Origin of the sequence: Dietzia sp. 179-F 9C3 NHS, from assembly GCF_045369825.1 — a bacterium.
Classification (GTDB): domain Bacteria; phylum Actinomycetota; class Actinomycetes; order Mycobacteriales; family Mycobacteriaceae; genus Dietzia.
Genome location: NZ_JBIQES010000007.1, coordinates 29,013 through 55,570, shown reverse-complemented (window position 1 = coordinate 55,570; position 26,558 = coordinate 29,013). Strand labels below are relative to the sequence as shown.

26 protein-coding genes and 1 tRNA gene are annotated in these 26,558 nt (G+C 71.9%); 19 read left to right on the top strand and 8 right to left on the bottom strand.

Going from position 1 to position 26,558, the window contains the following annotated elements; genetic code table 11:
• The first annotated feature begins 19 nt into the window (after positions 1-19).
• The 4 genes from ACH0BZ_RS10055 (at position 20) to ACH0BZ_RS10040 (ending at position 2,673) form a co-directional block, all read left to right on the top strand.
• Complete coding sequence (locus ACH0BZ_RS10055; protein WP_406898118.1) at positions 20-769, top strand: thioredoxin domain-containing protein; 750 nt, start codon at positions 20-22, stop codon at positions 767-769.
• A gap of 140 nt (positions 770-909) precedes the next feature.
• Positions 910-982: transfer RNA gene (locus tag ACH0BZ_RS10050), tRNA-Ala, on the top strand.
• Between the two features lie 136 nt (positions 983-1,118).
• Positions 1,119-1,709, top strand: coding sequence for a hypothetical protein (locus ACH0BZ_RS10045; protein WP_406898117.1), 591 nt, complete (start codon positions 1,119-1,121; stop codon positions 1,707-1,709).
• A gap of 139 nt (positions 1,710-1,848) precedes the next feature.
• The gene (locus ACH0BZ_RS10040; RefSeq protein WP_406898116.1) at positions 1,849-2,673 is read left to right on the top strand and encodes a VOC family protein; all 825 of its coding nucleotides are present in this window, start codon (positions 1,849-1,851) and stop codon (positions 2,671-2,673) included.
• A gap of 4 nt (positions 2,674-2,677) precedes the next feature.
• Here ACH0BZ_RS10040 and nadE read toward each other — a convergent pair whose 3' ends face one another.
• Complete coding sequence (nadE, locus tag ACH0BZ_RS10035; RefSeq protein WP_406898115.1) at positions 2,678-3,550, bottom strand: ammonia-dependent NAD(+) synthetase; 873 nt, start codon at positions 3,548-3,550, stop codon at positions 2,678-2,680.
• Between the two features lie 166 nt (positions 3,551-3,716).
• On the opposite strand from nadE, the gene ykgO reads away from it, so the two are divergent.
• The 5 genes from ykgO (at position 3,717) to nrdF (ending at position 8,328) form a co-directional block, all read left to right on the top strand.
• Complete coding sequence (ykgO, locus tag ACH0BZ_RS10030) at positions 3,717-3,839, top strand: type B 50S ribosomal protein L36 (RefSeq protein WP_003852698.1); 123 nt, start codon at positions 3,717-3,719, stop codon at positions 3,837-3,839.
• A gap of 553 nt (positions 3,840-4,392) precedes the next feature.
• Positions 4,393-4,623, top strand: a complete 231-nt coding sequence (gene nrdH / locus ACH0BZ_RS10025) for a glutaredoxin-like protein NrdH (protein ID WP_406898113.1) — start codon at positions 4,393-4,395, stop codon at positions 4,621-4,623.
• Between the two features lie 41 nt (positions 4,624-4,664).
• On the top strand, positions 4,665-5,108 hold the full coding sequence (nrdI, locus tag ACH0BZ_RS10020; RefSeq protein WP_406898111.1) for a class Ib ribonucleoside-diphosphate reductase assembly flavoprotein NrdI: 444 nt from the start codon (positions 4,665-4,667) through the stop codon (positions 5,106-5,108).
• Complete coding sequence (gene nrdE, locus ACH0BZ_RS10015; RefSeq protein ID WP_406898110.1) at positions 5,105-7,261, top strand: class 1b ribonucleoside-diphosphate reductase subunit alpha; 2,157 nt, start codon at positions 5,105-5,107, stop codon at positions 7,259-7,261. Before nrdI ends, nrdE begins: the two co-directional genes overlap by 4 nt.
• Before the next feature lie 62 nt (positions 7,262-7,323).
• A complete protein-coding gene (nrdF, locus tag ACH0BZ_RS10010; RefSeq protein ID WP_406898308.1) occupies positions 7,324-8,328 on the top strand; it encodes a class 1b ribonucleoside-diphosphate reductase subunit beta in 1,005 nt (334 codons plus the stop codon).
• 37 nt (positions 8,329-8,365) lie between these two features.
• Here the strand turns inward: nrdF and ACH0BZ_RS10005 are convergent, their stop codons facing one another.
• On the bottom strand, positions 8,366-9,478 hold the full coding sequence (locus ACH0BZ_RS10005; RefSeq protein WP_406898109.1) for an ABC transporter substrate-binding protein: 1,113 nt from the start codon (positions 9,476-9,478) through the stop codon (positions 8,366-8,368).
• A 210-nt stretch (positions 9,479-9,688) separates the two neighbouring features.
• Here ACH0BZ_RS10005 and ctaD point away from each other — a divergent pair, with 210 nt between their 5' ends.
• From ctaD to ACH0BZ_RS09990, 3 genes are all read left to right on the top strand, one after another.
• Positions 9,689-11,449: a cytochrome c oxidase subunit I gene (gene ctaD, locus ACH0BZ_RS10000; protein ID WP_406898108.1), complete on the top strand. Its 1,761-nt coding sequence runs from the start codon at positions 9,689-9,691 to the stop codon at positions 11,447-11,449.
• A 123-nt stretch (positions 11,450-11,572) separates the two neighbouring features.
• Entirely contained in the window at positions 11,573-12,802 is a 1,230-nt protein-coding gene (gene serB / locus ACH0BZ_RS09995) for a phosphoserine phosphatase SerB (RefSeq protein WP_406898107.1), read from the top strand.
• Positions 12,799-13,584: a peptidyl-tRNA hydrolase gene (locus ACH0BZ_RS09990; protein ID WP_406898105.1), complete on the top strand. Its 786-nt coding sequence runs from the start codon at positions 12,799-12,801 to the stop codon at positions 13,582-13,584. Before serB ends, ACH0BZ_RS09990 begins: the two co-directional genes overlap by 4 nt.
• Before the next feature lie 12 nt (positions 13,585-13,596).
• On the opposite strand, the gene ACH0BZ_RS09985 is transcribed toward ACH0BZ_RS09990, so the two are convergent.
• From ACH0BZ_RS09985 to ACH0BZ_RS09975, 3 genes are all read right to left on the bottom strand, one after another.
• Positions 13,597-15,702: an ATP-dependent DNA helicase gene (locus tag ACH0BZ_RS09985; RefSeq protein WP_406898104.1), complete on the bottom strand. Its 2,106-nt coding sequence runs from the start codon at positions 15,700-15,702 to the stop codon at positions 13,597-13,599.
• A gap of 31 nt (positions 15,703-15,733) precedes the next feature.
• The gene (locus tag ACH0BZ_RS09980; protein ID WP_406898103.1) at positions 15,734-16,144 is read right to left on the bottom strand and encodes a DUF4190 domain-containing protein; all 411 of its coding nucleotides are present in this window, start codon (positions 16,142-16,144) and stop codon (positions 15,734-15,736) included.
• 220 nt (positions 16,145-16,364) lie between these two features.
• Positions 16,365-17,693 carry a nicotinate phosphoribosyltransferase gene (locus ACH0BZ_RS09975; protein WP_406898101.1) on the bottom strand — a complete coding sequence of 443 codons (1,329 nt, stop codon included), beginning with the start codon at positions 17,691-17,693 and terminating at the stop codon, positions 16,365-16,367.
• Between the two features lie 52 nt (positions 17,694-17,745).
• Between ACH0BZ_RS09975 and clpS the strand changes: the two genes are divergently transcribed.
• Genes clpS through ACH0BZ_RS09940 form a run of 7 tightly spaced genes read left to right on the top strand, consistent with a single transcriptional unit; the run spans position 17,746 to position 22,513 of the window.
• The gene (gene clpS, locus ACH0BZ_RS09970) at positions 17,746-18,090 is read left to right on the top strand and encodes an ATP-dependent Clp protease adapter ClpS (RefSeq protein ID WP_406898100.1); all 345 of its coding nucleotides are present in this window, start codon (positions 17,746-17,748) and stop codon (positions 18,088-18,090) included.
• A 4-nt stretch (positions 18,091-18,094) separates the two neighbouring features.
• Positions 18,095-18,709 (top strand): DUF2017 domain-containing protein, encoded by a 615-nt coding sequence (locus tag ACH0BZ_RS09965; RefSeq protein WP_406898099.1) that lies wholly within the window; start codon positions 18,095-18,097, stop codon positions 18,707-18,709.
• A 7-nt stretch (positions 18,710-18,716) separates the two neighbouring features.
• Positions 18,717-19,409, top strand: coding sequence for a rhomboid family intramembrane serine protease (locus tag ACH0BZ_RS09960; RefSeq protein WP_406898097.1), 693 nt, complete (start codon positions 18,717-18,719; stop codon positions 19,407-19,409).
• Complete coding sequence (gene murI / locus ACH0BZ_RS09955) at positions 19,406-20,242, top strand: glutamate racemase (RefSeq protein ID WP_406898096.1); 837 nt, start codon at positions 19,406-19,408, stop codon at positions 20,240-20,242. The genes ACH0BZ_RS09960 and murI overlap by 4 nt, the downstream gene beginning before the upstream one ends.
• A 34-nt stretch (positions 20,243-20,276) precedes the next feature.
• Positions 20,277-21,056 (top strand): MBL fold metallo-hydrolase, encoded by a 780-nt coding sequence (locus tag ACH0BZ_RS09950; protein WP_406898095.1) that lies wholly within the window; start codon positions 20,277-20,279, stop codon positions 21,054-21,056.
• A gap of 29 nt (positions 21,057-21,085) precedes the next feature.
• Complete coding sequence (gene rph / locus ACH0BZ_RS09945) at positions 21,086-21,877, top strand: ribonuclease PH (RefSeq protein ID WP_406898093.1); 792 nt, start codon at positions 21,086-21,088, stop codon at positions 21,875-21,877.
• A 3-nt stretch (positions 21,878-21,880) separates the two neighbouring features.
• Positions 21,881-22,513, top strand: a complete 633-nt coding sequence (locus tag ACH0BZ_RS09940) for a non-canonical purine NTP pyrophosphatase (RefSeq protein ID WP_406898091.1) — start codon at positions 21,881-21,883, stop codon at positions 22,511-22,513.
• Positions 22,514-22,535: 22 nt separating this feature from the next.
• On the opposite strand, the gene ACH0BZ_RS09935 is transcribed toward ACH0BZ_RS09940, so the two are convergent.
• Genes ACH0BZ_RS09935 through ACH0BZ_RS09925 form a run of 3 tightly spaced genes read right to left on the bottom strand, consistent with a single transcriptional unit; the run spans position 22,536 to position 26,517 of the window.
• On the bottom strand, positions 22,536-23,057 hold the full coding sequence (locus tag ACH0BZ_RS09935) for a response regulator (protein ID WP_406898090.1): 522 nt from the start codon (positions 23,055-23,057) through the stop codon (positions 22,536-22,538).
• On the bottom strand, positions 23,054-25,054 hold the full coding sequence (locus tag ACH0BZ_RS09930) for a sensor histidine kinase (RefSeq protein ID WP_406898089.1): 2,001 nt from the start codon (positions 25,052-25,054) through the stop codon (positions 23,054-23,056). Before ACH0BZ_RS09930 ends, ACH0BZ_RS09935 begins: the two co-directional genes overlap by 4 nt.
• A complete protein-coding gene (locus ACH0BZ_RS09925) occupies positions 25,051-26,517 on the bottom strand; it encodes an SLC13 family permease (protein WP_406898087.1) in 1,467 nt (488 codons plus the stop codon). The genes ACH0BZ_RS09930 and ACH0BZ_RS09925 overlap by 4 nt, the downstream gene beginning before the upstream one ends.
• Positions 26,518-26,558: the final 41 nt, after the last annotated feature.

Sequence of the window (26,558 nt, the reverse complement as noted above, 5' to 3'; positions counted from 1 at the left end):
TAACGAAAGGCCCCCGCACGTGAACGCGAAGCCCGCCGGCAACAGGAAGGCCACCAAGGCCCTCGACTCCTCGTCCAACAAGGGCATGCTCTACACGGTCCTGGCGCTGGTCGCTGTGGCGGTCGTCGTGCTCGGTGGCGTGATCTGGTTCAACAGGGACGGTGGACAGGCCACCCCGGTCACGTTCGGGGAGACCTCCGACGCCAACATCGAGCTCACCGACACGGGCGTGATTGCGGTGGGCGACCCCTCGGCGCCGACCGTCCAGATCTGGGAGGACTTCATGTGCCCCGCGTGCGCGCAGTTCGAGGGGCAGTTCGGCGAGCAGATCGCCTCCGCGGTGCAGGAGGGCGAGGTCCGGACGGAGTTCCACATCCTCAACTTCCAGAACCGCGCCTCGGGCTCGGGGGAGTACTCGACGCGCGCCATCGCCGCCATGCAGTGCGTCGCGGCCGGCGAGTCGGTCGAGACCTTCTTCTCCGTCAAGAACTCGTACTTCGCGCAGCAGCCGACGGGCGGCGGCGACCTCAGCCCCGACGAGCTCGCGGACTCGGCCGAGGCGGCCGGCGCCAGCGAGGACACGGCCGCGTGCGTCCGGGAGGTCGAGAACGGCGACGCCATGGACAAGGCCGAGGACACCGCCAAGAACGCGCAGCGGACCGCCCAGGACGTCATCGGTCGCGTGTCCACCCCGTCGGTGGCCCACGACGGCACCGAGGTGGACTGGAACAACCCCACCTGGCTCGACGAGATCATCAGCGCCGCCTGACCGGCCGCGACTCCGGTCGCACTCGTGCCCCCGGCCCCGCCGCACCGGCGGGGCCGGGCTCGATTTGGAAGCCCGAACGGCGATGGTGTAACTTTGGTCGAGCCGGTGACCGAGAGGTGAGCGGCGGGACAACTCGATACGGGGCTATGGCGCAGCTGGTAGCGCACCACACTGGCAGTGTGGGGGTCAGGGGTTCGAGTCCCCTTAGCTCCACCGGTGGGAAACCCCTTCGACATGCGTCGGAGGGGTTTCTTCGTGTCTTGCCGCCTGGCACATGAATGTTGTTTGTCTGTACATGAGTCCCGGCCCATGTGACCGTGGCTGGGACCGTCAGCGCGAAAGGACGCCTATGTTCCGTACGACCTCCCGCCGCATGACCGCTACCGCACTCGGTGCCGTCGCCGCCTTCTCCGCCGTGGCCTTGGCCCCCGGCGCCTCCGCTCTCACCACCGAGGACATCCCCCTGGTGAACGGGCACCGGCAGGGTCACATCTCCCAGGGCGTCCACAAGACGGAGATCACCCACCCGATCGGTGGCGCCACGGCGCCGATCGAGTTCCGGCCGTCGATCGGCTGTATGGGCCCGGGCCAGGTCGATCCGGCGGGCGAGCCACGCGAGGGGATCTTCTTCGCCACCGACGACATGACCCCGCGTGACCCCGGTCTGGGGAGCATCGCCGATCCCGCGGTCCTCATCCCGACGTCGGACACCCTCACCGTGACCTGGACCAACCACTCCACGGGGGAGTCGGGGGAGACCGTCGCCAACGGTCAGCGGCTGCGGACCGAGGCCCGGATCAACACTGGGGCCGGCCACGTGACGGGCACGGCGGTCCTCGCGACACAGGGGCCCCTGGGTGGCCTCGCGGCCGGCAGCCTGGGCGGCGCGGACGAGGCGCGGTACGACTTCGACTTCACCACGGTGGCCTGCACACCGTAGTCGGCGGAGTCCACGAGCATCCTCGGCCGACGCCCCGACCGGGTGCGCAGGATCGGAGAAGCGCGCGGGTCCGTCGCCTCCTAGCGTGGTCTCCAGCCGCCGCGCCCCGGCGGCACCCGACCCGCTCAGGAGGCACGCCATGTCCGCGCACCCCGTCGGCACCACCGTCTGGATCGACTTCGGCTCCAACGACTTCGCCGCCAGCACCACCTTCTACCGCGAACTCTTCGGCTGGGAGTTCACCGACAGCGGCCCCGAGACGAACCACTACACCATGATCACCAACGACGGCGCGCTGGTCGGTGGCGCGATGGACACCTCTCGGATGACGTGCCCCGAGGGCGGCCCGATCCCCAGTTCCTGGGACGTCTACCTCGCCGTCGACGATGTGGACGCCCGCGTCGAGAAGGCCACCGCCGCCGGCGCGACGGTCATCGTTCCCCCGGGCGACGCCGGCGCTGCGGGCCGCTTCGCCGTTGTCGTGGACCCGACCGGCGCCGCCATCGGGATGTGGCAGGCCGGTGACACGACCGGCTACGAGTTCACCGGCCGGCCCGGCTCGCCGGTGTGGTTCGAGGTGATGAGCCAGGACATCGAGGCCACCAAGGCCTTCTACTCCGAGGTCTTCGACTTCGACCCCACCCCGATGGGCGAGCCGATGGACGAGGACGCCGAGCGGGGCACGTTCGTCTACTACACCAACGGCCCGCAGGAACAGGCCTCCAGCGGCATGTGCGACGCCAGCGGGTTCGTCCCCGCCGAGCACGGGTCGTTCTGGCGCGTGTACCTGGCCGTCGAGAGCTGCGACCCGGCGGTCCGCCGGGTCGAGGAGTTGGGCGGAAAGCTGCTCGACGGCCCCGACGACTCGCCGTTCGGGCGGATCGCGACCGTCGCCGACCCGCAGGGTGCCACCTTCCAGATCGCGGCGCCGTCGGAGGCGGTGCCGGAGGGCGCGGGCGGCTGAGCCGCTACCGCCACCAGTCGTCGAGCGGCGACGCCGGGACGGCCCGCTTGTGGCGCGATCCCAGGTACAGCCGCTCGATGCGGGCGGCGGCCTCGGCGGGGACGCCGTCGCGGCCCTCGAGGTAGTCGTCGATCTGCTCGTACGTCACGCCCAGCGCCTCCTCGTCGGGCAGCGCGGGCCGGCCGTCCTCGAGGTCCGCGGTGGGCACCTTCCGCCACGTGGACTCGGGCGCCCCGAGATGCGCCAGCAGCGAGGCGCCCTGCCGTTTGGTGAGGCCCGCCAGGGGCGTGAGGTCCACGCCGCCGTCGCCGTATTTGGTGAAGAACCCGGTCACGGCCTCGGCGGCGTGGTCGGTGCCGACGACGAGGAGTCCGAGCTGACCCGCGACGGCGTACTGCGCGATCATCCGTTCCCGCGCCTTGACGTTGCCGCGCACGAAGTCGCGCAGCGGTCCCTCGTGGTCCGGCAGCGCGGCCAGGGCGGCGGCCGCCGCGGCCGAGGAGGCGTCGGAGGCGGGGCGGACGTCCACGGTGACGGCGGAGTCGGGCCGGATGAACGCCAGGGCGGTCTGCGCGTCGTCCTCGTCGGCCTGGACCCCGTAGGGCAGCCGCATCGCCACGAACCGCGCCCCGGCCGTGCCCTCGGCGCGGAGACGCTCGGCGGCGAGCTGACACAGCCGGCCGGCCAACGTGGAGTCCTGCCCGCCGCTGATCCCCAGGACGAAGCCGGTCGCCGGGGTGGAGCGCAGGTAGTCCACGAGGAACCCCACGCGGGCCTCGACCTCGGCCGCCGGGTCGATGTGGGCCCGGACGCCGAGGTCGGCGATGATCGAGGAGCGCAGGGTCGAGGAGCGCGGTTCGGCGGTGGCGTCGTTCATGGCAGCCAGCATAGGGAAGGTGTGTGACGAGCACGTTTCGCGCCGAATGGAGTTCTCGCAGGGCCTTCCGTTACGATGGAGCAGTTGTGTGCCGCCCGTGCGGTGCCCAGTCATCCCCGTTCGTGTCGGTGGCCCCGCGCCGCCTCGAGAGCCTAAGGAGCGCCACATGAAGGTCCGCAAGTCCCTTCGGTCGCTGAAGAACAAGCCGGGCGCCCAGGTTGTCCGTCGCCGCGGCAAGGTCTACGTGATCAACAAGAAGGATCCCCGGTTCAAGGCCCGCCAGGGCTGAGGCCGCCGCGCGGGAGACCCCCGCGCGCCCGAGGGCCCGCCACCGGTTCGCCGGCGGCGGGCCCTCGTCGTCGACCTCTGTGCCCCTCCCGTCCACCGCCCGGCGGCACCCCGTCCGGGCACGGCGTCCCACCGGCCCTGGGGATGGTCATGGGGACAGCCTGTGGAGGGCCTGGGGGCGCCGTGTGGAGCGATCACAGGGGTGGTGTGGCGGTGCGCCGAACGGTCATGATTGTGACGCGACTCACGCATACCCCCGAGGAGGCCGACCGGTCCCGAACGGGGGGAGGGGTGTCCACAAGGCGGGATCGTGACCTGGGAATACCATCGGTGTAAGACCAAAATGTTGTGGTGCATTGACCTTACGGCCACTAGGGGTAGTGTCTAGGACGTTGCGGCCCCACTAATCCCATCGGTGGGATTCGGGCGGCGACGCCAGACAGACACCACGGTTGTCCACAGGCCGGGCGAAGTAGCCGGTTCCGACGACCACCCGCCAGAAGACCCCGTCCGCGCCGCCAGCGGCGCCCGTGCCGAAAGAGGTCCCCCGACTCATGGTCACCGTCTTCACCAAGCCCGCCTGCGTCCAGTGCAACGCCACCTACAAGGCGCTCGAGAAGCAGGGCGTCGAGTACGAGGTCGTCGACATCTCGGTGGACGACGAGGCGCGGGAGTACGTCATGGCCCTCGGCTACCTCCAGGCCCCCGTCGTGGTGGCCGGCTCGGACCACTGGTCGGGCTTCCGCCCGGACCGCATCAAGGCGCTCGCCCGGGCCGTGGCCTGACCCGGGGTACCGACCGCTGATGTGACACGAGAGGGGTAGTGATGGCGGCTCCGCTGCCGGACACCGAGCCGGTGAGGATCGTCTACTTCTCGAACGTCTCCGGGTACACCAAGCGGTTCGTCGACAAGCTCGGGCTCCCGGCGCTGCGGCTCCCGCTGCGCGCCAAGGAGGTCACCCCGGTCGTCCACGACCCGTACGTGCTCATCGTCCCCACCTACGGGGGCTGCCGGGAGATCACCGGGGGCAGCGCCGCCTCGGTGCCGCGCCCGGTGGTGACGTTCCTCAACAACCCGCACAACCGTTCGCTTCTCCGGGGCGTCATCGCCTCCGGCAACAGCAACTTCGGCGACACCTTCGGGGTGGCCGGCGACATCATCGCCCGCAAGACGGGCGTGCCCTACCTGTACAGGTTCGAGCTCATGGGCACACACGAGGACGTGGAGCGCGTCCGCAAGGGATTGGAAGAGTTTTGGCAACACCAGTGATCACGGAGTCCGACGCCGCCCAGGGGTCGCACGAGGGCGACACGCGCCTCGACTACCACGCGCTCAACGCGATGCTCAACCTGTACGACGCGGACGGCAAGATCCAGTTCGACCGCGACCGGCAGGCGGCCCGCGAGTACTTCCTCCAGCACGTCAACCAGAACACCGTCTTCTTCCACAACCTGGACGAGAAGCTCGACTACCTGGTGGACAAGAACTACTACGAGCGCGAGGTGCTGGACCAGTACACGCGCAACTTCGTGCGCGACCTGTTCGACCACGCCTACCGCAAGAAGTTCCGGTTCCCGACCTTCCTCGGCGCGTTCAAGTACTACACCTCGTACACGCTCAAGACGTTCGACGGCAAGCGCTACCTCGAGCGCTACGAGGACCGCGTCTGCATGGTCGCGCTCTCGCTCGCCGCCGGCGACGAGACGCTGGCCCGCCAGCTCGTCGACGAGATCATCGACGGCCGCTTCCAGCCCGCCACCCCGACGTTCCTCAACGCCGGCAAGAAGCAGCGCGGCGAGCCCGTGTCCTGCTTCCTGCTGCGCATCGAGGACAACATGGAGTCCATCGGCCGCGGTATCAACTCCGCCCTGCAGCTGTCCAAGCGCGGCGGCGGCGTGGCCCTACTCCTGTCCAACCTTCGCGAGCACGGCGCCCCGATCAAGCACATCGAGAACCAGTCCTCCGGCGTCATCCCCGTGATGAAGCTGCTCGAGGACTCCTTCTCCTACGCCAACCAGCTCGGCGCCCGCCAGGGCGCGGGCGCGGTGTACCTCCACGCGCACCACCCGGACATCCTCAAGTTCCTCGACACCAAGCGGGAGAACGCGGACGAGAAGATCCGCATCAAGACCCTCTCGCTGGGCGTGGTGATCCCCGACGTCACCTTTGAGCTGGCCAAGCGTAACGACGACATGTACCTGTTCTCGCCGTACGACGTCGAGCGGGTCTACGGCGTGCCGTTCGCGGACGTCAACATCTCCGAGCACTACCACGACATGGTCGAGGACAGCCGGATCTCCAAGACCAAGATCAACGCGCGGCAGTTCTTCCAGACCGTCGCCGAGCTGCAGTTCGAGTCCGGCTACCCGTACATCATGTACGAGGACACCGTGAACCGGGCCAACCCGATCGACGGCAAGATCACGCACTCCAACCTGTGCTCGGAGATCCTCCAGGTCTCCACCCCCTCGGAGTACAACGAGGACCTGTCCTACAGCCACATCGGCAAGGACATCTCGTGCAACCTCGGCTCGCTCAACATCGCCAAGGCCATGGACTCGCCGGACTTCGGCCAGACCATCGAGGTGGCCATCCGCGGCCTCACCGCGGTGTCCGACCAGACGCACATCCACTCGGTGCCGTCCATCGAGCGCGGCAACTCCGAGTCGCACGCGATCGGCCTGGGGCAGATGAACCTCCACGGCTACCTCGCGCGCGAGCGGATCCACTACGGGTCCGCCGAGGGCGTGGACTTCACGAACATCTACTTCTACACGGTGCTCTACCACTGCCTGCGCGCCTCCAACGCCATCGCGAAGGACCGCGGGACCACCTTCGCGGGCTTCGAGCGCTCGAAGTACGCCACCGGAGAGTTCTTCGACAAGTACACCGACCAGGTGTGGGAGCCGGCCACCGAGCGGGTGCGCGAGCTCTTCGCCGAGGCCGGCGTCGCGATCCCCACCCAGGACGACTGGCGCGACCTCAAGGCCGAGGTGGCCGAGCACGGCATCTACAACCAGAACCTGCAGGCCGTGCCGCCCACCGGGTCGATCAGCTACATCAACAACTCGACCGCGTCGATCCACCCCGTGGCCTCGAAGATCGAGATCCGCAAGGAGGGCAAGATCGGCCGGGTCTACTACCCGGCGCCCTACCTGACCAACGACAACCTGGACTACTACCAGGACGCGTACGAGATCGGCTACGAGAAGATCATCGACACGTACGCCGCGGCCACGCAGCACGTCGACCAGGGCCTCTCGCTCACCCTGTTCTTCAAGGACACGGCCGACACCCGCGAGGTCAACCGGGCGCAGATCTACGCCTGGCGCAAGGGCATCAAGACGCTGTACTACATCCGCGTCCGCCAGCTCGCCCTCGAGGGCACCGAGGTCGAGGGCTGCGTCTCCTGCATGCTCTGACCCGCCCCCGTTCCGACCACCGCCGTCCGTCACGAAAGGCGTACGACCACATGACCACCGACATGCACGCCCCGGGCTCGCACAGCCCCGCCGCGGGCATCCGCCCGAAGCTCGTCGACCGTGTGTCGGCGATCAACTGGAACCGCGTCACCGACGACGTGGACGACCAGGTGTGGGACCGGCTCACCACCAACTTCTGGTTGCCAGAGAAGGTGCCGGTATCCAACGACCTCCAGTCGTGGGAGACGCTCAACGACCAGGAGAAGCTCGTCACCATCCGGGTGTTCGCCGGCCTCACCCTGCTCGACACCCTGCAGGGCACCGTCGGCGCGGTGAGCATGATCCCCGACGCCGTCACCCCGCACGAGGAGGCGGTGCTCACCAACATCGCCTTCATGGAGTCGGTCCACGCCAAGAGCTACTCCACCATCTTCTCCACCCTGTGCTCGACGCCGCAGATCGATGAGGCGTTCCGCTGGGCGGAGGAGAACGAGTTCCTGCAGCGCAAGGCCAAGATCGTCCTGGACTTCTACAAGGGCGAGGACCCGCTCAAGCGCAAGATCGCCTCGACCATGCTCGAGTCGCTCCTGTTCTACTCGGGCTTCTACCTGCCGATGCGCTGGTCCTCGCGCGCCAAGCTCACCAACACCGCGGACGTGATCCGGCTGATCATCCGCGACGAGGCCGTGCACGGCTACTACATCGGCTACAAGTACCAGCGCGGGGTCGAGCAGCTCACCCAGGCCGAGCAGGACGAGTACAAGGACCACACGTTCGAGCTGCTCTTCGAGCTGTACGACAACGAGGCGGACTACACCGAGGACCTCTACGACCCGGTCGGCTGGACCGAGGACGTCAAGAAGTTCCTGCGCTACAACGCCAACAAGACGCTCATGAACCTCGGCTACGAGGCGATGTTCCCCAAGGACGACACCAACGTCGACCCGGCCATCCTCTCCGCGCTGAGCCCCAACGCCGACGAGAACCACGACTTCTTCTCCGGCTCGGGCAGCTCCTACGTCATGGGTAAGGCCGTCGCCACCGAGGACGAGGACTGGGACTTCTGACCCGCATCCGCGTCGGAGTCGCGCCCCCGTCGGATCACTATCCGTCGGGGGCGACGCCGTTGATCGAGTCGGAGATGTCATCGAGCACTGCGCGCGCCGCGACGGGGCCCGCGCCCTCCCACACGGCGCGGTCCACCACGAAGATCCGGCGCGCGCCCACGGCGCCGAGGTCCTGGAACCGGTCGTCGGCGAACGCGGCGCGGGCGCGCTCCTCGGCGCCCGGGTCGCCGCCCACGACGACGAAGATCACGTCGCCGTCGAGCTCGTCGCCCGCGAGTGGCGACTCCGGCAGCGGGGGCAGCCCCTCGCCGTCACGGGTCCGTTGCCCGGGCGGCCGCTGCGCCCCCACGGCCTCGAGCATGAGCGAGCCCAGGGTGTCGGGCCGCTGCACCGTGGCCTCGTCGCCTTCGACCGACAGCAGCGACACCCGCGTGTCGGACGGGGTGGTCCGCTCGGCGGTGGACTCGGCGAGGGCGATGACGTCGAGCAGGAGCTCGCCACCGGCGCGCGGCCGCCCGTAGGTGTCGGCCACGGCCTCGGTGGCGTCGGCCCAGTTCAGGACGTCGGCGTCGTAGACCACGGTCGGGGCCACATCGCCGAGCGCGTAGACCACGGCCGGGTCGAGGTCGCCGGTGTCCGCCAGCACGATGAGGTCCGGCCGCAGCGCCCGCGCGTCCCCGGCCACGTCCTCCGACGCGGGGTCGAGCGTGGGGAGCTCCACGAGGGGGCGGGGGAGGTAGGCGTCGGCGTCGCGCGGCAACCCGGAGGTGCCGACGACGAGGTCCTGCAGGCCCAGCGCGCACGCCACGTCCACGGCGCCGGCCCCCAGGGCGAGGATCCGCTCGGGCGACCGCGGGACCTCGACCCGGTCCGGGCCGGGCCCCGCCGAATCGACCGCGCGGTCGCCCGCGCCGTCGATCTCGGGCGCGGCGGGGGCCGGGGCGCACGACTCCTCGGGGACGGCCGCCCGCTGGAGCCGCTCGCCCGCCATGCGCGACGGGGTGGTCGTGACGGGGTGCTCGACCATGTCGACGGGGGAGGGGCCACACCCGGCCAGCGCCAGCCCGGCCACCACCGGCACCGCGAGCCGCGCGCGGGCGCGGAGGTGCCCCCGGACAGGGTGGCGGCGGGGCGGCGCGGTGTCGGTCATGGCGTCGAGCCTAGGAGATGCGGTCCTGGGACCGGCATCGACGCGTCGGTCGTGGTCAGCCTCGCTCCGCCTCGGGGAAGTTCGGCGGGGTGGGTGGTCCAACTTCTCAGCAGAGGGCTAGGATTGCGGTCACGCACTATTCCTTTGCGTTCGACGTGGGGTCGGTGGTTCGACCCCCGACGTCGGGTGAGGCGTTTTGGAGGACCCCTTATGACCGCAGTGGCACCCAAGCCGGTCCACGACCTCGATCACCCGCCGGGTGAGCCCACGGGCAACGCCCGGCCGGGCTCGTTCGTGTGGAAGATGCTCACGACGACGGACCACAAGATGCTCGGCATCATGTACATCGTCACGTGCTTCATCTTCTTCTTCATCGGCGGCCTCATGGCGCTGCTCATCCGTGCGGAGCTCTTCCTGCCGGGTATGCAGTTCCTGTCGAACGAGCAGTTCAACCAGCTGTTCACCATGCACGGCACGGTGATGCTGCTGCTCTACGGAACGCCGATCGTCGTCGGCTTCGGTAACTTCGTCATGCCGCTGCAGATCGGCGCCCCCGACGTGGCGTTCCCCCGCCTCAACGCCTTCGGCTTCTGGCTGTTCGCGGCCGGCGGCACGCTGATGCTCTCGGGCTTCCTTACCCCGGGCGGCGCCGCGGCCTTCGGCTGGACCATGTACATGCCGCTGGCCAGCGCGGAGTACTCGCCGTACGTCGGCGCCGACCTCTGGATCCTCGGCGTCGGCATCGGTGGTATCGGCACCATCCTCGGTGGCGTCAACTTCATCACCACCATCGTCTGCCTCCGCGCCCCGGGCATGACCATGTTCCGGATGCCGATCTTCACGTGGAACATCCTCGTGGCGTCGGTCCTCATCCTCATGATCTTCCCGCTGCTCACCGCCGCCGCGATGGGTGTCTTCTACGACCGCACCTTCGGCGGCCGGATCTACGACTCGGCCAATGGCGGAGCGATCCTGTGGCAGCACCTGTTCTGGTTCTTCGGACACCCCGAGGTGTACGTCCTCGCGCTGCCGTTCTTCGGCATCGTCTCCGAGGTCTTCCCGGTGTTCTCGCGCAAGCCGCTGTTCGGCTACGCCGGCCTGGTCTTTGCGACCCTGGCCATCGCCGCGCTGTCCATGGCCGTGTGGGCGCACCACATGTTCGTCACGGGCGCCGTCCTGCTGCCGTTCTTCTCCTTCATGACGTTCCTCATCGCCGTCCCGACCGGTGTGAAGTTCTTCAACTGGATCGGCACGATGTGGCGCGGGAAGATGACGTTCGAGACGCCGATGGTCTTCGCCCTCGGCTTCATCGTCACCTTCCTCTTCGGCGGCCTGACCGGCATCATGATGGCCTCGGCGCCGATCGACTTCCACATCTCGGACACCTACTTCATCGTCGCGCACTTCCACTACACGCTCTTCGGCACGATCGTGTTCGCCACGTTCGCCGGCGTGTACTTCTGGTTCCCCAAGATGACGGGCCGGATGCTCGACGAGAAGCTGGGCAAACTGCACTTCTGGCTCATGTTCATCGGCTTCCACACCACGTTCCTCGTCCAGCACTGGCTGGGCAACCAGGGCATGGCGCGCCGCTACGCCGACTATCTGGAGTCGGACAACTTCACCGTCCTCAACCAGATCTCGACCGTCGGCTCGTTCATCCTGGGAATCGCGATGCTGCCGTTCATCTGGAACGTCATCAAGAGTTGGCGGTACGGCGAGATCGTCACGGTCGACGACCCCTGGGGCGCGGGCAACTCCCTCGAGTGGGCCACCTCCTGCCCGCCGCCGCGCCACAACTTCGTGACGCTTCCGCGGATCCGCTCCGAGCGTCCCGCGTTCGAGCTGCACTACCCGCACATGAGCGAGCGGATGCGGGCCGAGGCCCACGTCGGTGGCCGGACCAAGGCCAAGAGCCCGGACACGGCCAAGGACGTCGCGGACCGCGGTCCGACCCCGCAGCGGAGCTGACCCCGCGGCCCGTACTCACCCACGGGCCAGCACAGCGAAACCCCGCCGGTAAGCTCTCCCACCGGCGGGGTTTCGCATGTCCACCGACCGATCCCTCCCCGCGCGCACCCGTCAGGAGCACATGTGAGCACCACCGGCACCCCGGCCCTCCTCACCGTCACCGGCCCCGACCGACCCGGCGTCACCGCGCGGGTCATGGCCACCCTCGCCGACCACGGTGCCGACCTCGTCGACGTCGAGCAGGTCGTGGTCAACGGCCACCTCTCGCTGGGGCTCATGGTGCGGGTCGGCGAGGACGCCGACGCGGTCACCCTCGTGCGGGAGCTCACCGACCAGGTCACCGACCTCGGGATGCAGCTCGAGGTGCAGTTCGACGAGCTCGCGCCCCCGCCGGCCCCGTCCACGCACGCCGTGGTGCTGCTCGGCAGCGCCGTCACCGCCGCGGCGTTCTCCGCGGTGGCCGGAGCCCTCGCCGGCATCGGCGCCAACATCGACTCCATTCGTGGGATCGCCGACTACCCCGTCACCGGCCTCGAACTCCTCGTCTCCACGGCCGGCCGCGACGCCGCCGACGACACCCGTCTGCGGGAGGCGCTCGCGCCGCTCTCCGACGAGCACGGGGTGGACATCTCCGTGGACCGGGCCGGCCTGGCCCGCCGCGCCAAGCGCCTCGTCGTGTTTGACGTGGACTCCACGCTCGTCCAGGGCGAGGTCATCGAGATGCTGGCCGCCCACGCCGGCAAGGAGGAGGAGGTCCGGGCCGTCACGGAGAGGGCGATGCGCGGAGAGATCGACTTCGCCCAGTCCCTCCACGAGCGGGTGGCCACCCTCGCCGGGCTGCCGGCCACGGTGATCGACGAGGTGGCCTCGGGCATCGTGCTCACCCCCGGCGCCCGCACCACGATCCGCACCCTCAAGCGGCTCGGGATCCGCTGCGGCGTGGTCTCCGGCGGGTTCATCCAGGTGATCTCCGGGCTCGCCGAGGAACTGGGCCTGGACTTCGCGCGCGCCAACACCCTGGAGATCGTGGACGGCAGGCTCACCGGCCGCGTCCTCGGCGAGGTCGTGGACCGGGAGGCCAAGGCCCGCTACCTGCGCGAGTTCGCGGACGAGCTGGGCATCCGGCTCAGCCAGACCGTCGCGGTGGGCGACGGTGCCAACGACATCGACATGCTCACCACCGCCGGCCTGGGCATCGCGTTCTGCGCCAAGCCCGCGCTGCGCGAGGTGGCCGACGCCTCGCTCTCGGCCCCGTTCCTCGACGCCGTGCTCTTCGTCCTGGGCATCACCCGCGACGAGATCGAGGCGGCGGACACCGCTGCCGGCACGTATCGGCGGGTTCCGCTGGCGTGAGCGGGGACTGGACCCCGGCGCGGGGTGCGGCACTGGACTGGTGCCACGCCCGCCTCCGGGAGGGGCCGGCCTACGCCGAGGACCCCGAGAAGCGGGGTTCCGCGCGCGCGATGCCGATCGTGCTGCACGTGCCTCGGGACCCGCGTCCGGCCCGCACACCACTGCTCGAGGCCGCCGCGGGCGCCGTCGCCCGGTTCTGCCTGGATGAGCGCGTTGCACCGGGCGGCCCGTGGCACGAGCCGTTCGCCGCGTGGCTGGACGCCCCGATGCGCAAGATCGCCCGCCGCGCCCGTGGCGCCCACTGGACCACCGCCGGCGAGCTGCCGGGCCTCGAGCGGTCCGTTTCCGGCTGCGCGGCCCGGGCGCTGGTCCCCGGCCCGGTCGACGCCGTGGACCCGCGTCTGCGCCGGCTACAGATCGGCGGTACCGAGCTCGACCGCGACGAGCCCGGCCCGCCCCCGCCCGGCGTGCCGGTGGTGTGGATCGACGCCCGGCTCGAGATGTCGCTGGGCAAGGCCGCCGCGCAGGTCGGCCACGGGGTGATGCTCCTTGCGGCCGCGCTGGAGCGCCCGCGCCTGGACGACTGGCTCGCGGCCGGGTTACCGGTGGCCGTGCGGGAGGCCGGCCCCGGCCACTGGGCAGAGCTCTCGGCCGACGTGGTCGCGGGAGCGCCCGGCGTGGCGGCGGTGGTCGATGCCGGCTACACCGAGGTGGCCCCGGGATCGCTCACCGTGATCGCCGCGGGCGCCGGCCCTGTCCCGCCTGACGCCGACCGCACCTGACACCGGGCCGTGTCAGTGGGCGTCGCGGAGGCGCTCGAGGGCGCCGATCACCACGTCGCGGTCGGTGGTCTCCCAGAACGGCGGCAGCGAGGCTCGCAAGTAGCCGCCGTAGCGGGCGGTGGCCAGTCGTGAGTCGAGTACGGCCACGACGCCGCGGTCGTCGGTGCGCCGCAGCAGGCGCCCGACCCCCTGGGCGAGCAGCAGGGCCGCGTGGTTGCCGGCGACGGCGAGGAAGCCGTTGCCGCCCTTCGCGGCCACGGCGCGCTGGCGGGCGGAGAGAAGCGGATCGTCGGGCCGCGGGAAGGGGATGCGGTCGATCACCACGAGCGAGAGCGCGCGGCCGGGGACGTCGACGCCCTGCCACAGGGAGAGCGTGCCGACGAGGGTGGTCTCCTCGTCGTCGGCGAACGCGGCCACGAGGTTGGCGGTGGAGTCCTCGCCCTGGCACAGCACGGGGGTGTCGAGGCGCTCGCGCAGGAGCTCGGCGGCGGCCTTGGCGCCGCGCATCGAGGAGAACAGTCCGAGGGTGCGGCCGCCGGCGGCGGTCACGAGGTCCACGAGCGCGTCCTCGGCCTCGGGGGAGGCGCCGTCGCGGCCGGGCGCCGGAAGGTGCGAGGCGATGTAGAGGATCCCGTTGCGGCGGTAGTCGAACGGCGAGCCGGCGTCGAGCCCGGTCCAGCGCAGCTGCCTGGCGTCGTCGTCGGAGGGCGGTTCCAGGGCCACCGCGCTCGCGGTGTCGATGCGGGCGGACGACGCGGGCGGCAGGCCCCACGTGGCGGCGAGCGCGTCGAAGCGGCCGCCGGTGGTGAGCGTGGCCGAGGTGAGCACCACGGTGGACTCGGCGAAGAGCCGCGAGCGCAGCAGCCCGGCCACGGTCAGCGGTGCCACGCGCAGTACGCGGCCGCGCCGCTCCTCGACGCTCATCCACACGATCTCGAGGCGGTCGGCCACGGGACGGTCGTAGGAGGCGAGCATGCGGTCGGCGGCGTCGGCCACCTCGTCGAGCGCGGCGAGGGTCTTCTGGCGGTCAGAGGCGCCCTGCGGGTCCCCGGCGGCCTCGCCCGGCTTGGGGCCGGGAATCGCGCTGCGGCAGTTCTCGGCGGTCTGCCGCACGGCGGCCAGGGCGAGGTCCGCGCCCTCGGGCAGCAGGTCCCACCGGCCCTCCGGGCACAGCTCGAGCAGCCCGGCCAGGCCCTCGCCGGCGGCCGCCATCCGGTCGGCGGTCTGCTGGTCGACCAGCTTGGCGGCCCGGCGCGCGGCCTGGATGACGGCCGCGCCGGTGAGCTCCGCCGTCGTCACCCCCGTCACCCGGTCCGAGAGCTCGTGGGCCTCGTCGATCACCACCGCGTCGTGCTCGGGCAACACGGAGACGTCGGTCATCGCGTCGATCGCGAGCAGCGCGTGGTTGGTCACCACCACGTCGGCACGGGCGGCCTCCTGGCGGGCGAGTTCCGCGAAGCACTCCGAGACGTGGGGACACAGCTGGCCCAGGCATTCACGGCTCGTCACCGACACCTGCCGCCACGCGGCGTCGGATACGCCGCGGGGCAGGTCGTCGCGGTCGCCGGTCTCGGTGTCCTGCGCCCAGTCGTGCAGGCGGGCGATCTCCCGACCGAGCCATGACGAGGGGCCGGAGTCGCGGGATCCGCGAGGGGGCCGGGCAGCCGTGGACTCCCCGCCGATCGGCAGGTCGAACAGCTCCTCGTCGGCGACCTCGTCCGGGTCGGGCTCGTCGGTCGGGCCGGTGCCGATGCGGTGCAGGCAGAGATAGTTGCCGCGGCCCTTGAGGATGGCGTGCGTGGGGCTCACCCCGAGCTGTGGCCGCAGTGCCGCGGACAGGCGGGGGAGGTCGCGGTCGACGAGCTGGTTCTGCAGGGCGATCGTGGCGGTGGAGACCACGACGGTGCCTCCGGTCGCCACGGCGTGCCGCAGCGCGGGCACGAGGTAGGCCAGCGACTTGCCGGTGCCGGTCCCTGCCTGGACGGCGAGGTGTTCGCCCGTGGACAGCGCGTTGCCCACGGCCTCGGCCATGAGGACCTGCCCGGAGCGCTCGCTCCCGCCGAGAGACTCGACGGCGGCCGCCAGCAACTCGGGGACGGCGGGCAGCGTGTCGGTCACGCGGGTGACCCTACCGGTGGGGTCGGACAGGTCAGTAGTAGGACGCGCTCCCGGCGACCGCGACCATCATGATGACGAAGAACGCGACGATCGCCACGACCGAGACGAGCCCGATGTAGCCGAGGATGAGGCCCGCGAGAGCGAGCCCGTCGCCGTCCTGGCCGGTCCGCTTGATCTGGGCGCGGGCGATGTGCCCGCAGATGATCGCGGGGATAAAGGTCACGCCCACCATGAAGACCCCGATCCCGCAGATCAACGAGGCGATCGCGTACCCGTTGGTCGGTGCCTGCACCGGGTAGGGCTGCGCCGCCGCCTGGTATGCCGCAGGCGGATACGCGCCGGGCTGCTGGCCGCCGTACGCGGACTGGTAGCCGTACGAATGATCCCGCTCGCCGTAGGGATCGTAGGGGTCGTAGGGGGACCGGTCGGGGTCGTACGACATGGTGTCCTCCTCGTTCGCGGAACGTGATGACCGGACCGGCGACGCTCACACGCGGAGCGCCAGGAACGGTTCGAACGGAATGTTCCGGACCACGAACCATACAGCGAGGACGCCGCCCACGGCATGCGGTGCCCACCGGCGACCACCGCGAGGATGGCCGCCGGCTCGTCGCTAAGACCGCGGATCCGGGGGTGGCGGCGTCGGCTCAGGTGCAGGTGGCTCAGGCGCCCGGGGGGACCACCCGCACCGGGATCGCGGGGTCCCCCTCGCTCAGAGCCAGCCCCTCCCAGGGCAGCGAGACCATGGCGGCCGAGTGGTGGGCCCGCGACGCGGCGAGCGTCGGCAGGCCGGGGACCGGTTCGCCGTCGCGGACCAGCGGGCAGAGCAGCTCCCGCGACGTGAGCCCGGGCTCGGGGGCGGGCGCGGGCCCGGCGGCCGGGAAGAGGACCTCCTCGACGGCGGTGCCCGAGCGGCGGTGCAGTCGGACGGCCCGCTTGGCGCCCGGCAGCGACTCCTTGTGGGCGGAGCGTTTGGCCACGGGAATGCCGTCGACCTCCACGAGCTTGTAGACCATCCCGGCGGTCGGTGCCCCCGAGCCGGTGACCAGGCGCGTGCCCACCCCGTAGACGTCCACGGGCTCGGCACGCAGGGCGGCGATCGCGAACTCGTCGAGGTCCCCCGAGACGACGATCTTGGTGGACCTGGCGCCCAGGCCGTCGAGCTGCGCGCGGACCTGCCGGGCCAGCACGCCCAGGTCGCCGGAGTCGATGCGCACGCCGCCGAGTTCCGGGCCGGCGGCCTCGACCGCGTTGATCACGCCCTGCGTGATGTCGTAGGTGTCCACGAGCAGTGTGGTGCCCACGCCGAGGGTGGCGACCTGGGACCGGAACGCCGCCGGCTCGTCGGGCCCGTCGGGGCCGGTGTGCAGGAGGGTGAAGGCATGCGCGGAGGTCCCCGCCGACGGGACGCCGTGGCGGCGTGTGGCCTCGACGTTGGACGTCGAGGCGAAGCCGGTGAGATAGGAGGCGCGGGCGGCCGCGACCGCCGCCTCCTCGTGGGTGCGGCGGGACCCCATCTCGATGATCGGCCGCCCGCCGGCGACCGCCGTCATGCGGGCCGCCGCCGAGGCGATCGCGCAGTCGTGGTTGAGGATCGACAGGACGAGGGTCTCCAGCACCACGCACTCGGCGAACCCGCCCCGGATGCTCAGCACCGGCGATCCCGGGAAGTACAGCTCGCCCTCCGGGTAGCCGTCGATCTGTCCGGTGAAGCGGTAGTTCCGTAGCCAGTCCACCGTCCGCTGGTCGAGGGCGTCGGCCACCACGTCGATCTCGGCGTCGGTGAACCGGAAGTCGGCGAGGCGTTCGACGAGCCGGCCGGTCCCGGCCACCACGCCGTAGCGGCGGCCGGCGGGCAGGCGGCGCGCGAACACCTCGAAGACGCACGGCCGGTCGGCCGTTCCGTCGGCGAGCGCGGCGCGGATCATGGTGAGCTCGTACTTGTCCGTGAGCAGCGCGGTGGACGGATTCGGGGCGGGACCGGAGGGCACGGAGCCGACTCTACGGCGTGGCCGACCGCCCGGGAATCCGTATTCTGGCGGTATGCACACCGTGACCGCCCCCCGCGCGGCCGCCCGGAGCGCCATCCCCGTGGTGGCGACGCCCTCGGCGGCGCCCGTGGAGTCCACGGATACGGCGCTCGACGGCGGGATCGACAAGCCGTGGCTGACCGTGGTGTGGGATGACCCCGTCAATCTCATGAGTTACGTGACGTTCGTGTTTCAGCGGGTCTTCGGCTACAGCCGCGAGAAGGCTCAAGAGCTCATGCTCAAGGTCCACAACGAGGGGCGGGCGGTGGTCTCCTCCGGCGGTCGCGACAAGGTGGAGAACGACGTCCGCAAGCTGCAGGAGGCCGGACTGTGGGCCACGATGCAGCGGGAGCTCTGACGGGGTGAAGGCCTGGAAGCGCAAGGGGTCGCTGGGCGGCCCGCGGATCAAGGCGGTCATGGAACCGCACGAGGTGCAGATCCTCCACGCTCTGGTCTCCAACGTCGTCGACATGCTCGAGCAGCGGCGCGACTCGGCGCCCCGGGACGAGCTCGCCGAGCTCACCGGGATGCGCAGCGGCCACTCCGAGGCGCCCGCCGAGGCGCCGCTGGCGCGACTGCTCCCGGACTTCCACCGCGCCGAGCTCGCCGACGACCAGCCGGACGCGGACCGCCGGGCCGTGGCCCGCGCGCACAACGCCGGGATGCGGATGATCCACGAGCCCGAGATCATCGACACCAAGCTCGGTGCGGCGGCCGTGGTCCTGCGGACCCTGCCCGCGCGCGGCGGCACCGTCTCGCTCACCGAGGCGCAGGCCGGCTCGTGGATGGGATGCCTCAACGACGTCCGTCTGGGGCTGGGGGCGCTCCTCCTCGAGGCGAGTGGCGTCGACGGCGAGGTGGCCACCACCATCCCCGAGCACGTCCCGGAGTCGGACCCCCGTTCGGCCCACCTGGACGTCTACCACTGGCTGACCTTCATGCAGGACTCCCTGTGCAGCGCCCTGACGGGGGAGTGAGGAACCGATGAACCACGACCCACGCACGAGCCGCGGCCCGGTGCCCGGCGCCACCACCGCCCCGGGGCCGCGCCGCTGGCCGGCCCTGGTCCTCCTGTTCTCCTTCGTCGCCCTCATGTGGATCGTGGAGGCCGCGGACCAGGTGCTCAAGGCGGCCCTCGGCACGCCGGGCTACGACGGACCGCTCGACGAGTACGGCGTCCGTCCGCAGGAGGGCGGCGGCCTGTTGGGCATCGTCTTCCAGCCGTTCCTCCACGGCGACTGGGCGCACCTGGCCAACAACTCGATCGGTCTGCTGGTCCTGGGGTCGATCATCGCACTGTCGGGCCTGCGGCCGTTGGTCAAGGTCACGCTGTTCTCGTGGGCGATCGGCGGCCTCGTGTCGTGGCTGCTCGGCCTGCACGGCACCGTCCACATCGGCGCCTCCGGCATCGTCTTCGGCTACATCTTCTACGTCATCGCCCGCGGCTTCTTCAGCCGACGCTTTTTCCACATCGTCGTGGGCCTCGTCATCGCCTTCTACTACGGCGTGGGCGCGCTGGCGGGCCTGTCGCCGCTGCAGCAGGGAATCTCGTGGCAGGGCCACCTCGGCGGGGCCGTGGGCGGGCTGCTCGCCGCGGCGGGCCTCAAGCGGCGCGACCGCACGCCGCGGCCCGTCGACGCCGGATCGGTGCGCTGGACCCCCGGCCCGCCACGGTGAGCGGGTCCGGAACTGCGGCGCCCGGCCCCGACGCGCGCGCTCCGATCGGGGTCTTCGACTCCGGCGCCGGCGGCCTCACCGTGGCCCGCGCGATCACCGACCAGTTGCCCGGCGAGTCCCTCGTCTACGTGGGTGACACGGCCCACGGGCCCTACGGCCCGCTTCCCATCGCCGAGGTGCGTCGGCACGCCCTCGCGGTGGCCGACGCGTTGGTCGAGAGGGGAGTCAAGCTCCTCGTCATCGCGTGCAACACCGCCTCCGCCGCGATGCTGCGCGACGCGCGCGAGCGCTACCCGGTGCCCGTGGTCGAGGTGATCCAGCCGGCGGCCCGCCGTGCCGTGGCCACCACCCGCTCGGGCCGCGTGGGCGTGATCGCCACCCGCGCGACCGTCGCGTCGCACGCCTACGACGACGCCGTGGCCGCCGCAGTCGGGGTGGAGCTCACCTCGGTGGCGTGTCCCAAGTTCGTCGAGTTCGTGGAGCGCGGCATCACGAGCGGCCGGCAGGTCCTCGGTCTGGCGGAGGCCTACCTCGCGCCGATCCGCGACGCGGACGTCGACACGTTGGTGCTCGGCTGCACCCATTACCCGCTGCTGTCCGGGGTGGTTCAGCTCGCCGTGGGCGACCACGTGACGCTCGTGTCCAGCGCCGAGGAGACCGCCAAGGACGTCCTGCGCGTGCTCACCGCCGCCGACCTGCTGCGACCGCACGACCCGACCGACCCGCCCGCCCACGAGTACCTCGTCACCGGAGACCCGGACCAGTTCCGGCGCGTGGCCTCGCGGTTCCTCGGGCCGGGGCTGGTGCGAGTAGGGCGCGTCGACGCGGAGTGAGCAGCGTCGAGCCCGCCGTGGCACGATGGTGGCCATGTTTCTGACTGTCCTCGGATCCTCGGGCAGCCTGGGCGGGCCGAGCTCGCCGGCGTCGGGCTACCTCGTGGAGGTCGAGGGCTGCGCGCCGGTCGTCGTCGACATGGGCCCGGGGGTCCTCGGGGCGCTTCAGCGCCACGTCTCCCCGGAAGACGCCACCGTCCTGCTCTCGCACCTCCACGCCGACCACTGCCTGGACGTGCCGGGCCTCCTGGTCTGGCGCCGCTACGGCCCCGAGGCGACGGGCGCGGGTGTCGCGCCGCTCATCGGGCCGTCGGGCACGGCGTACCGGATCGGCGTGGCGTCGGCGGAGGAGCCCGGCGCCGTCGACGACCTCACGGACACGTTCGACGTCCGGACCTGGGACGTGACCCCCCACGTGGAACTCCGGGGGGATGACGGCGAGGTGGCCGTCACCGTGCGGGCCGAACGCGTGGACCACCCACCGGAGTCCTACGGGCTGCGCCTGACCTCCCGGGAGGGTCGGACGCTCGTGTACAGCGGCGACACGGCGTACTGCGAGTCGCTCGTCGAGCTGGCCGCCGGAGCCGACGTGCTGCTCTGCGAGGCGTCCTGGACGCACGAGGGGGAGCGGCCGCCGGGGATGCACATGTCCGGCACCGAGGCCGGCCGCACCGCAGCCCGCGCCGGTGTGGGGCGGCTCGTGCTCACCCACATCCCGCCGTGGACCGACCGCGACGCCGTCCGTGACGAGGCCGCCCGCGAGTTCGGGGGTGAGGTCCTGCTCGCCGAGCCCGACCTGCGCCTGGCCATCTGAGGCCCGCCCGGCCGCTAGGATCGGCGGTCGTGAGTACCTCAGCAGACGGCATTCAGGCACGCAGGCTCGACGGACGCGCGGACGGCGACCTCCGCGACGTCACCCTCACGCGGGGCTTCACCTCCCACCCTGCCGGCTCGGTGCTTGTGACCTTCGGGCAGACCCGCGTCATGTGCACCGCCAGCGTCACCGAGGGGGTGCCGCGCTGGCGCAAGGGCTCCGGACTGGGCTGGCTCACGGCCGAGTACGCGATGCTGCCCGCCGCCACCCACGAGCGCTCGGGCCGCGAGTCCGTCCGCGGAAAGGTCGGTGGCCGGACGCACGAGATCAGCCGGCTGGTGGGGCGCTCGCTGCGCGCGTGCATCGACCTGTCCCGGCTGGGCGAGAACACCATCGCCCTGGACTGCGACGTCCTTCAAGCCGACGGCGGCACCCGGACCGCGGCGATCACCGGCGCCTACGTGGCGCTGGCGGACGCGGTGACGTGGCTGCAGCACAAGGGCGCCGTCACCGGAAACCCGCTCATAGGAGCCGTCGCCGCGGTGAGCGTGGGTGTGGTCGACGGCCGCGTGCTGTGTGACCTGCCGTACGAGGAGGACTCCCGCGCCGAGGTGGACATGAACGTGGTGTGCACCGACGGCGGCAAGCTGATCGAGGTGCAGGGCACCGCCGAGGGGGCCGCCTTCGGCCGCGACGTCCTGGACGCGATGCTCGACTCCGCCCAGGCCGGCTGCGAGCGCCTCTTCGCCCTGCAGCGCGAGGCCCTGGCCGCCCCGTACCCGGGCGAGCTGCCCACTCCCGACCTCGCCCAGGGGCGCTGACCCGTGGCCGTCCGACTGCTCGTCGCGAGCCGCAACGCCAAGAAGCTGGCCGAACTGCAGCGCGTGCTCGACGCCGAGGGGATCTCCGGCATCGAGCCCGTCTCGCTGGCCGACGTCCCCGACTTCCCGGAGGCCCCCGAGGACGGCGCGACCTTCGCCGAGAACGCGCTCATCAAGGCCCGCTCCGGGGCGCGTGCCACCGGCCTGGCGTGCCTGGCCGACGACTCCGGCCTCACCGTGGACGCGCTCAACGGCATGCCGGGCGTGCTCTCCGCCCGCTGGTCCGGCCGGCACGGCGACGACGCCGCCAACAACGAGCTGCTCCTGGCGCAGTTGTCCGACGTCCCCGACGAGCGCCGCGGCGCCGCGTTCGTCTCCGCCTGCGCGCTGGTCGGCCCCGGCGTCCCGGGCGATGAGGTCGTCGAGGAGGGCCGCTGGGAGGGCGCCGTCCTGCACGGGCCCCGCGGCGACGGCGGCTTCGGCTACGACCCGCTGTTCCTCCCGGCCGGCCAGCCCGCCGGCGCCGAACGCGCGGCCGCGCAGCTGACGCCGGAGGAGAAGGACGCCGAGTCGCACCGCGGTCGGGCGCTGCGCGCGCTGGTGCCCGTGCTCCGGGAGCTCGCCGCCGGGGCCTGACCCCGTCGAGTTCGCGGGCGCACTACAGCTCGCTGCGGCGGCGGACCTCCTCGAGGGCCCGCTCGGTCTCGAGCGCGCGCAGGTGCGGGACCGGGTCGATGCGGGCGCGGAGCACGAACTCGGTGAGCTGGCGCCGCACCTGGGCGCGCAGGTCGTCGGTGTCCCAGGGCTTGGCGATGTAGTGGTCGAGGCCGCCCAGGTTGACGGCGCGGATCGTGTCGGCGTGGTCGGCCTGCCCGGTGACGAGCACCGTGCGGACGTGCGGGTACCGGCCGCCGGAGACCAGGTCCACGAGGAAGTCGGTGCCGGAGCGGCCCGGCAGGCGATGGTCGGCCAGGACCAGGGCGAGCAGGTCGCCGTCGGCGTCCACCTCGTCGAGCACGGCGTAGGCGTCGTCGACGTCCTCGGCGGGTTCGACACGGGTGACGTCGGCGAAGGGGGCGAGGTCGGCCTCGAGGGCGTCGCGCACCTCGGGCTCGTCCTCGAGCACGAGGATCACGAGCCGCGCCCCGGGTCGGGGCAAGAGCGGTCGGGAGGCGGTCACGTCAACGGCTCCTCGCTGTGGTGGGCGGCGGGCAGGATCACCCGGAACTCGGTGTGGCCGGGCCGGGTGTCCAGCTCGATCACTCCCTCGTGATCCTGGACGATCCGGCGGCTGATGCCCAGGCCCAGGCCCAGGCCGAAGCGGATCCGGCCGGATTTGGTGGTGAAGCGGGGTTCGAAGATCCGCTTGCGCACATCCTCGGGCACGCCGGGGCCGTTGTCCACGACGGACACCACGACGCCGCCGGTCCCGGTGACGGCAGCGCGCACCTCGACCCGCGGGTCGGCCGGCGCCTGCGGCCCGGTGAGGACGTCGGCCGAGTTGGTGAGCAGGTTGATCCACACCTGGGTGAGCTGCCCCGGGTGGGCCATGACGTCGGGCAGCCCCTCGTCCACGGCCTGCTCGACGGTCAGCCCGCGGAGGCGGTGGCCGACGATCCGCAGCGCGTCGTCGAGGGTCTCGGCGACGTCGGTGTGCACGTAGTCGGCGTCCAGCGGGCGCATGGACGAGCGCAGGGAGGACACGAGGTCGGCGATGTGGCTCACGGCCAGGTCGAGGTTGCGGGCCGCGGAGCCTACGGCGGCGGCGGTGACGACGCCCTCGCGCGTGCCCGGCGACGCCGCCGCGAGCGAGCGCAGGGTCTCGTCGTCGTCCAACCCGGCCGCCACCACCCGCCGCACGGTCTCGGCGTCGGGCAGCACCGACCGGACCCGGCGGCGGGCCGCGCGCAGTTCCGGCGTGGAGCGGGCCTCGGCGGTGCGGGCGCGGTGCAGGGCGCGGGTGAGCAGGTCGGCGTCGGGGCCCCGGCCCACGAGGACATCGAGGTTGGCGAGCAGGTGGTCGCGGGCGCCTTCGAGCGCGGCGAGCGGGTTGTTGAGCTCGTGGAACAGGCCCGCCGCCATCTGGCCGATCGCGGCACTGGAGGCCTGGCTCATGAGTTCGACGCGGGCCTCGGCGAGGGCGTCCAGGGCGTCGCCGAGCCGTTCGCCCTCGGCGTGCAGCCGCGCGGCGAGCTCGGCCTCGGTGCGGCGCTGGCTCTCGGCGTGGCGGAGCCGGTCGTCGAGGCCGTGGATCGCCACGATGCCCAGCGCGACCCCCACCTGCCGGCTGCGGGTGAGCGCGGCGACGAGCTGTTCCTCCGACAGGTGGACCAGCTCGCAGTCGGTGAGCGTGCGGGTGGTGCTCAGGGCGGTGCGGTCGCCGATGAACCCGGGCAGGCCGATGATCGGGCCGCCGCGGAACGGGTTGTCCGGCCCGGGGAGGGGGCGTCCGGGCAGGATCACCTCCACCTCGCCGCGTAGGAGCACGTAGACGCCCTCGAGGCGCGAGTCCCGGCGCGAGATCGTGACCTGCGGCGGCAGGGCGATGCGGGGGCGCGGGCCGAGGGCGTCCTCGACGGCGGCCACGAGCTCGGCGACGGCGGTCTGGCGGGAGCCGCGCACCGACGGCAGCAGGTCCCGGGCGCGGGGATCGACGCCGGGCAGGTCGCCGCCCTCGCGGGAGCCGCCACGGGAGCCGCGCGAGCCACCGCGCACCCGGCCGTCGGCCTCGGCGCCGAGCCGTTGCCGCTCGAGGCGGTCCCAGCGGGAGAGGATCCGCGGCCCGAGTTCGCCGGGGGCCCACGGCACGGCCACCACGCCGTCGAGCAGCCCGGCCTCGACGGCCCGGTCCATGCCCTCGATCGCGGTGCGGGCGGTCACCACGAGCAGCCGCGGGGGCGCGTCGGCGGGCCCGGAGGCGGCGATCACGGCGGCGAGCAGTTCGTCGGGCGTGTGGTCGTCGTCGGTGGCCACCACAACGGAGGGGCCGGGCGCGGTGCGGGCGGCGGAGGCGACCAGCGCCGCGGCGGGTGCGACGCCGTCCGCGCGGTGGACCACCACGGTGCCGTCGGCGGCGGACGCGATCTCGCGGGCCACCGCGGCGGCGACCGGTCCGTGGCCCACGACGAGGACCGACGGCAGCGCCTCGTGCCCGTCCTCGTCCGCGGTGCCTGTCACGAGAGCCCCGTGAGCGACCACCACAGCGGCATGACAAAGGCCACGAGCAGCAGCCCGGCCACGCCGACGGCGATCCCGATGGTCGCCATGTCCTTGGTCTTGATCTCGCCGGTCGCGTACGCGATCGCGTTGGGCGGCGTGGAGACCGGCAGCGCCATGCCGAGGCCGCACACCACCGCGAGCCCGACCGCCGTCACCACCGAGTCGGTGCCCACGGTCACCGCGAGCCCGGGCACGAGCGGGATGAGGAGGTTGGCGGTGGCCGAGTTGGAGATGAGGGTGCCGAGGAGGATCGCGAGGGCCAGCAGGCCCAGTGTGACGACGAGGCCGGGCATCGCGGCCCAGTCGACGAGTCCGATCAGCCACTCGTCGAGCCCTGTGGCCGCCACGCCGCTGCCGAGCGCGATGCCGCCGGCGACGAGCCACAGCACGGGCCACTGCAGGCGGCGCAGGTCCTCGCCCGTCATCACCGACGTGGCCAGTAGGACCGTCACCGGGAGGAACGCCACCGTGGCGGCCGGGATCCCGTGGACGGCCTCGCTGAGCCAGAGCAGCACCGTCACGGCGGCCACGACGTAGAACAGGACCGCCCGGGGCCGGGTGTCGAGGTCCACGGTGATGTCGATGTCCACGGCCGTGCCCCGGTCGAGGTAGCGCACCGAGAGCAGCGCCCACGCGATGGCCAGCAGGACCAGCACGAGCGGCGTGGTGGCCACGAGCCAGTCCACAAAGGTGAGGGGGTGCCCGTGGTCGGCGAGCGTTCCCACCGCGATCGCGTTGGGTGGGGAGCTCACGGGCGTGAGCAGGCCGCCGACCGCGGCGGCGACGGGGATGCTCAGCGCCAGGCCGGTGCGGGCGGAGGGGGAGGGGGAGACCGCCAGGACCGGCACGAGGACGGCGAGCATCGTCGCGGTGGTGGCGGTGTTGGACATGAACGCCGAGAGCACCGCGGTGATGAGCATGAGGCCGAGCACGGTGAGGCGCAGGTTGCTGCGGAACGGGCGCAGCAGCACGGCGGTGAGGTTGCGGTCGAGCCGGTATTTGGCGGCGCCGTCGGCCAGGAGGAAACCGCCCAGGAAGAGGATGATCACCGGGTGGGCGAGCGTCGCGTAGATCGACGCCGCGGTGGGCGCCTCGAACACCTCGCCGCCCGGCCCCGCGACGGCGGCGCCGAAGCCGACCAGCGCCTCGTCGGAGATGAGCAGCACCTGCAGAAAGATCACGAGGACCGCGGTGGCGACCAGCGGGATCGCCTCGGTCACCCAGAGGATCACCGCCACCGCGAACACCGCGAGCATGCGCTGCGCGGGGGGCTCGAGGCCGGGGATGTCGACGACGAGGACGAGCAGCGGCACGAGGACTGCCAGTGTCACGCCGAACCGCTGGAGCGTCGTGCCGGGGAGTCGTCGTGCGGTGCGGGAGGCCGGTCGGGGAGCCGCGGTCTGGGCGGTGGAGCCGGTCACGTCACATCCTGTGAGCGTCAGTGGGGAGAGGGTCCGCGGCT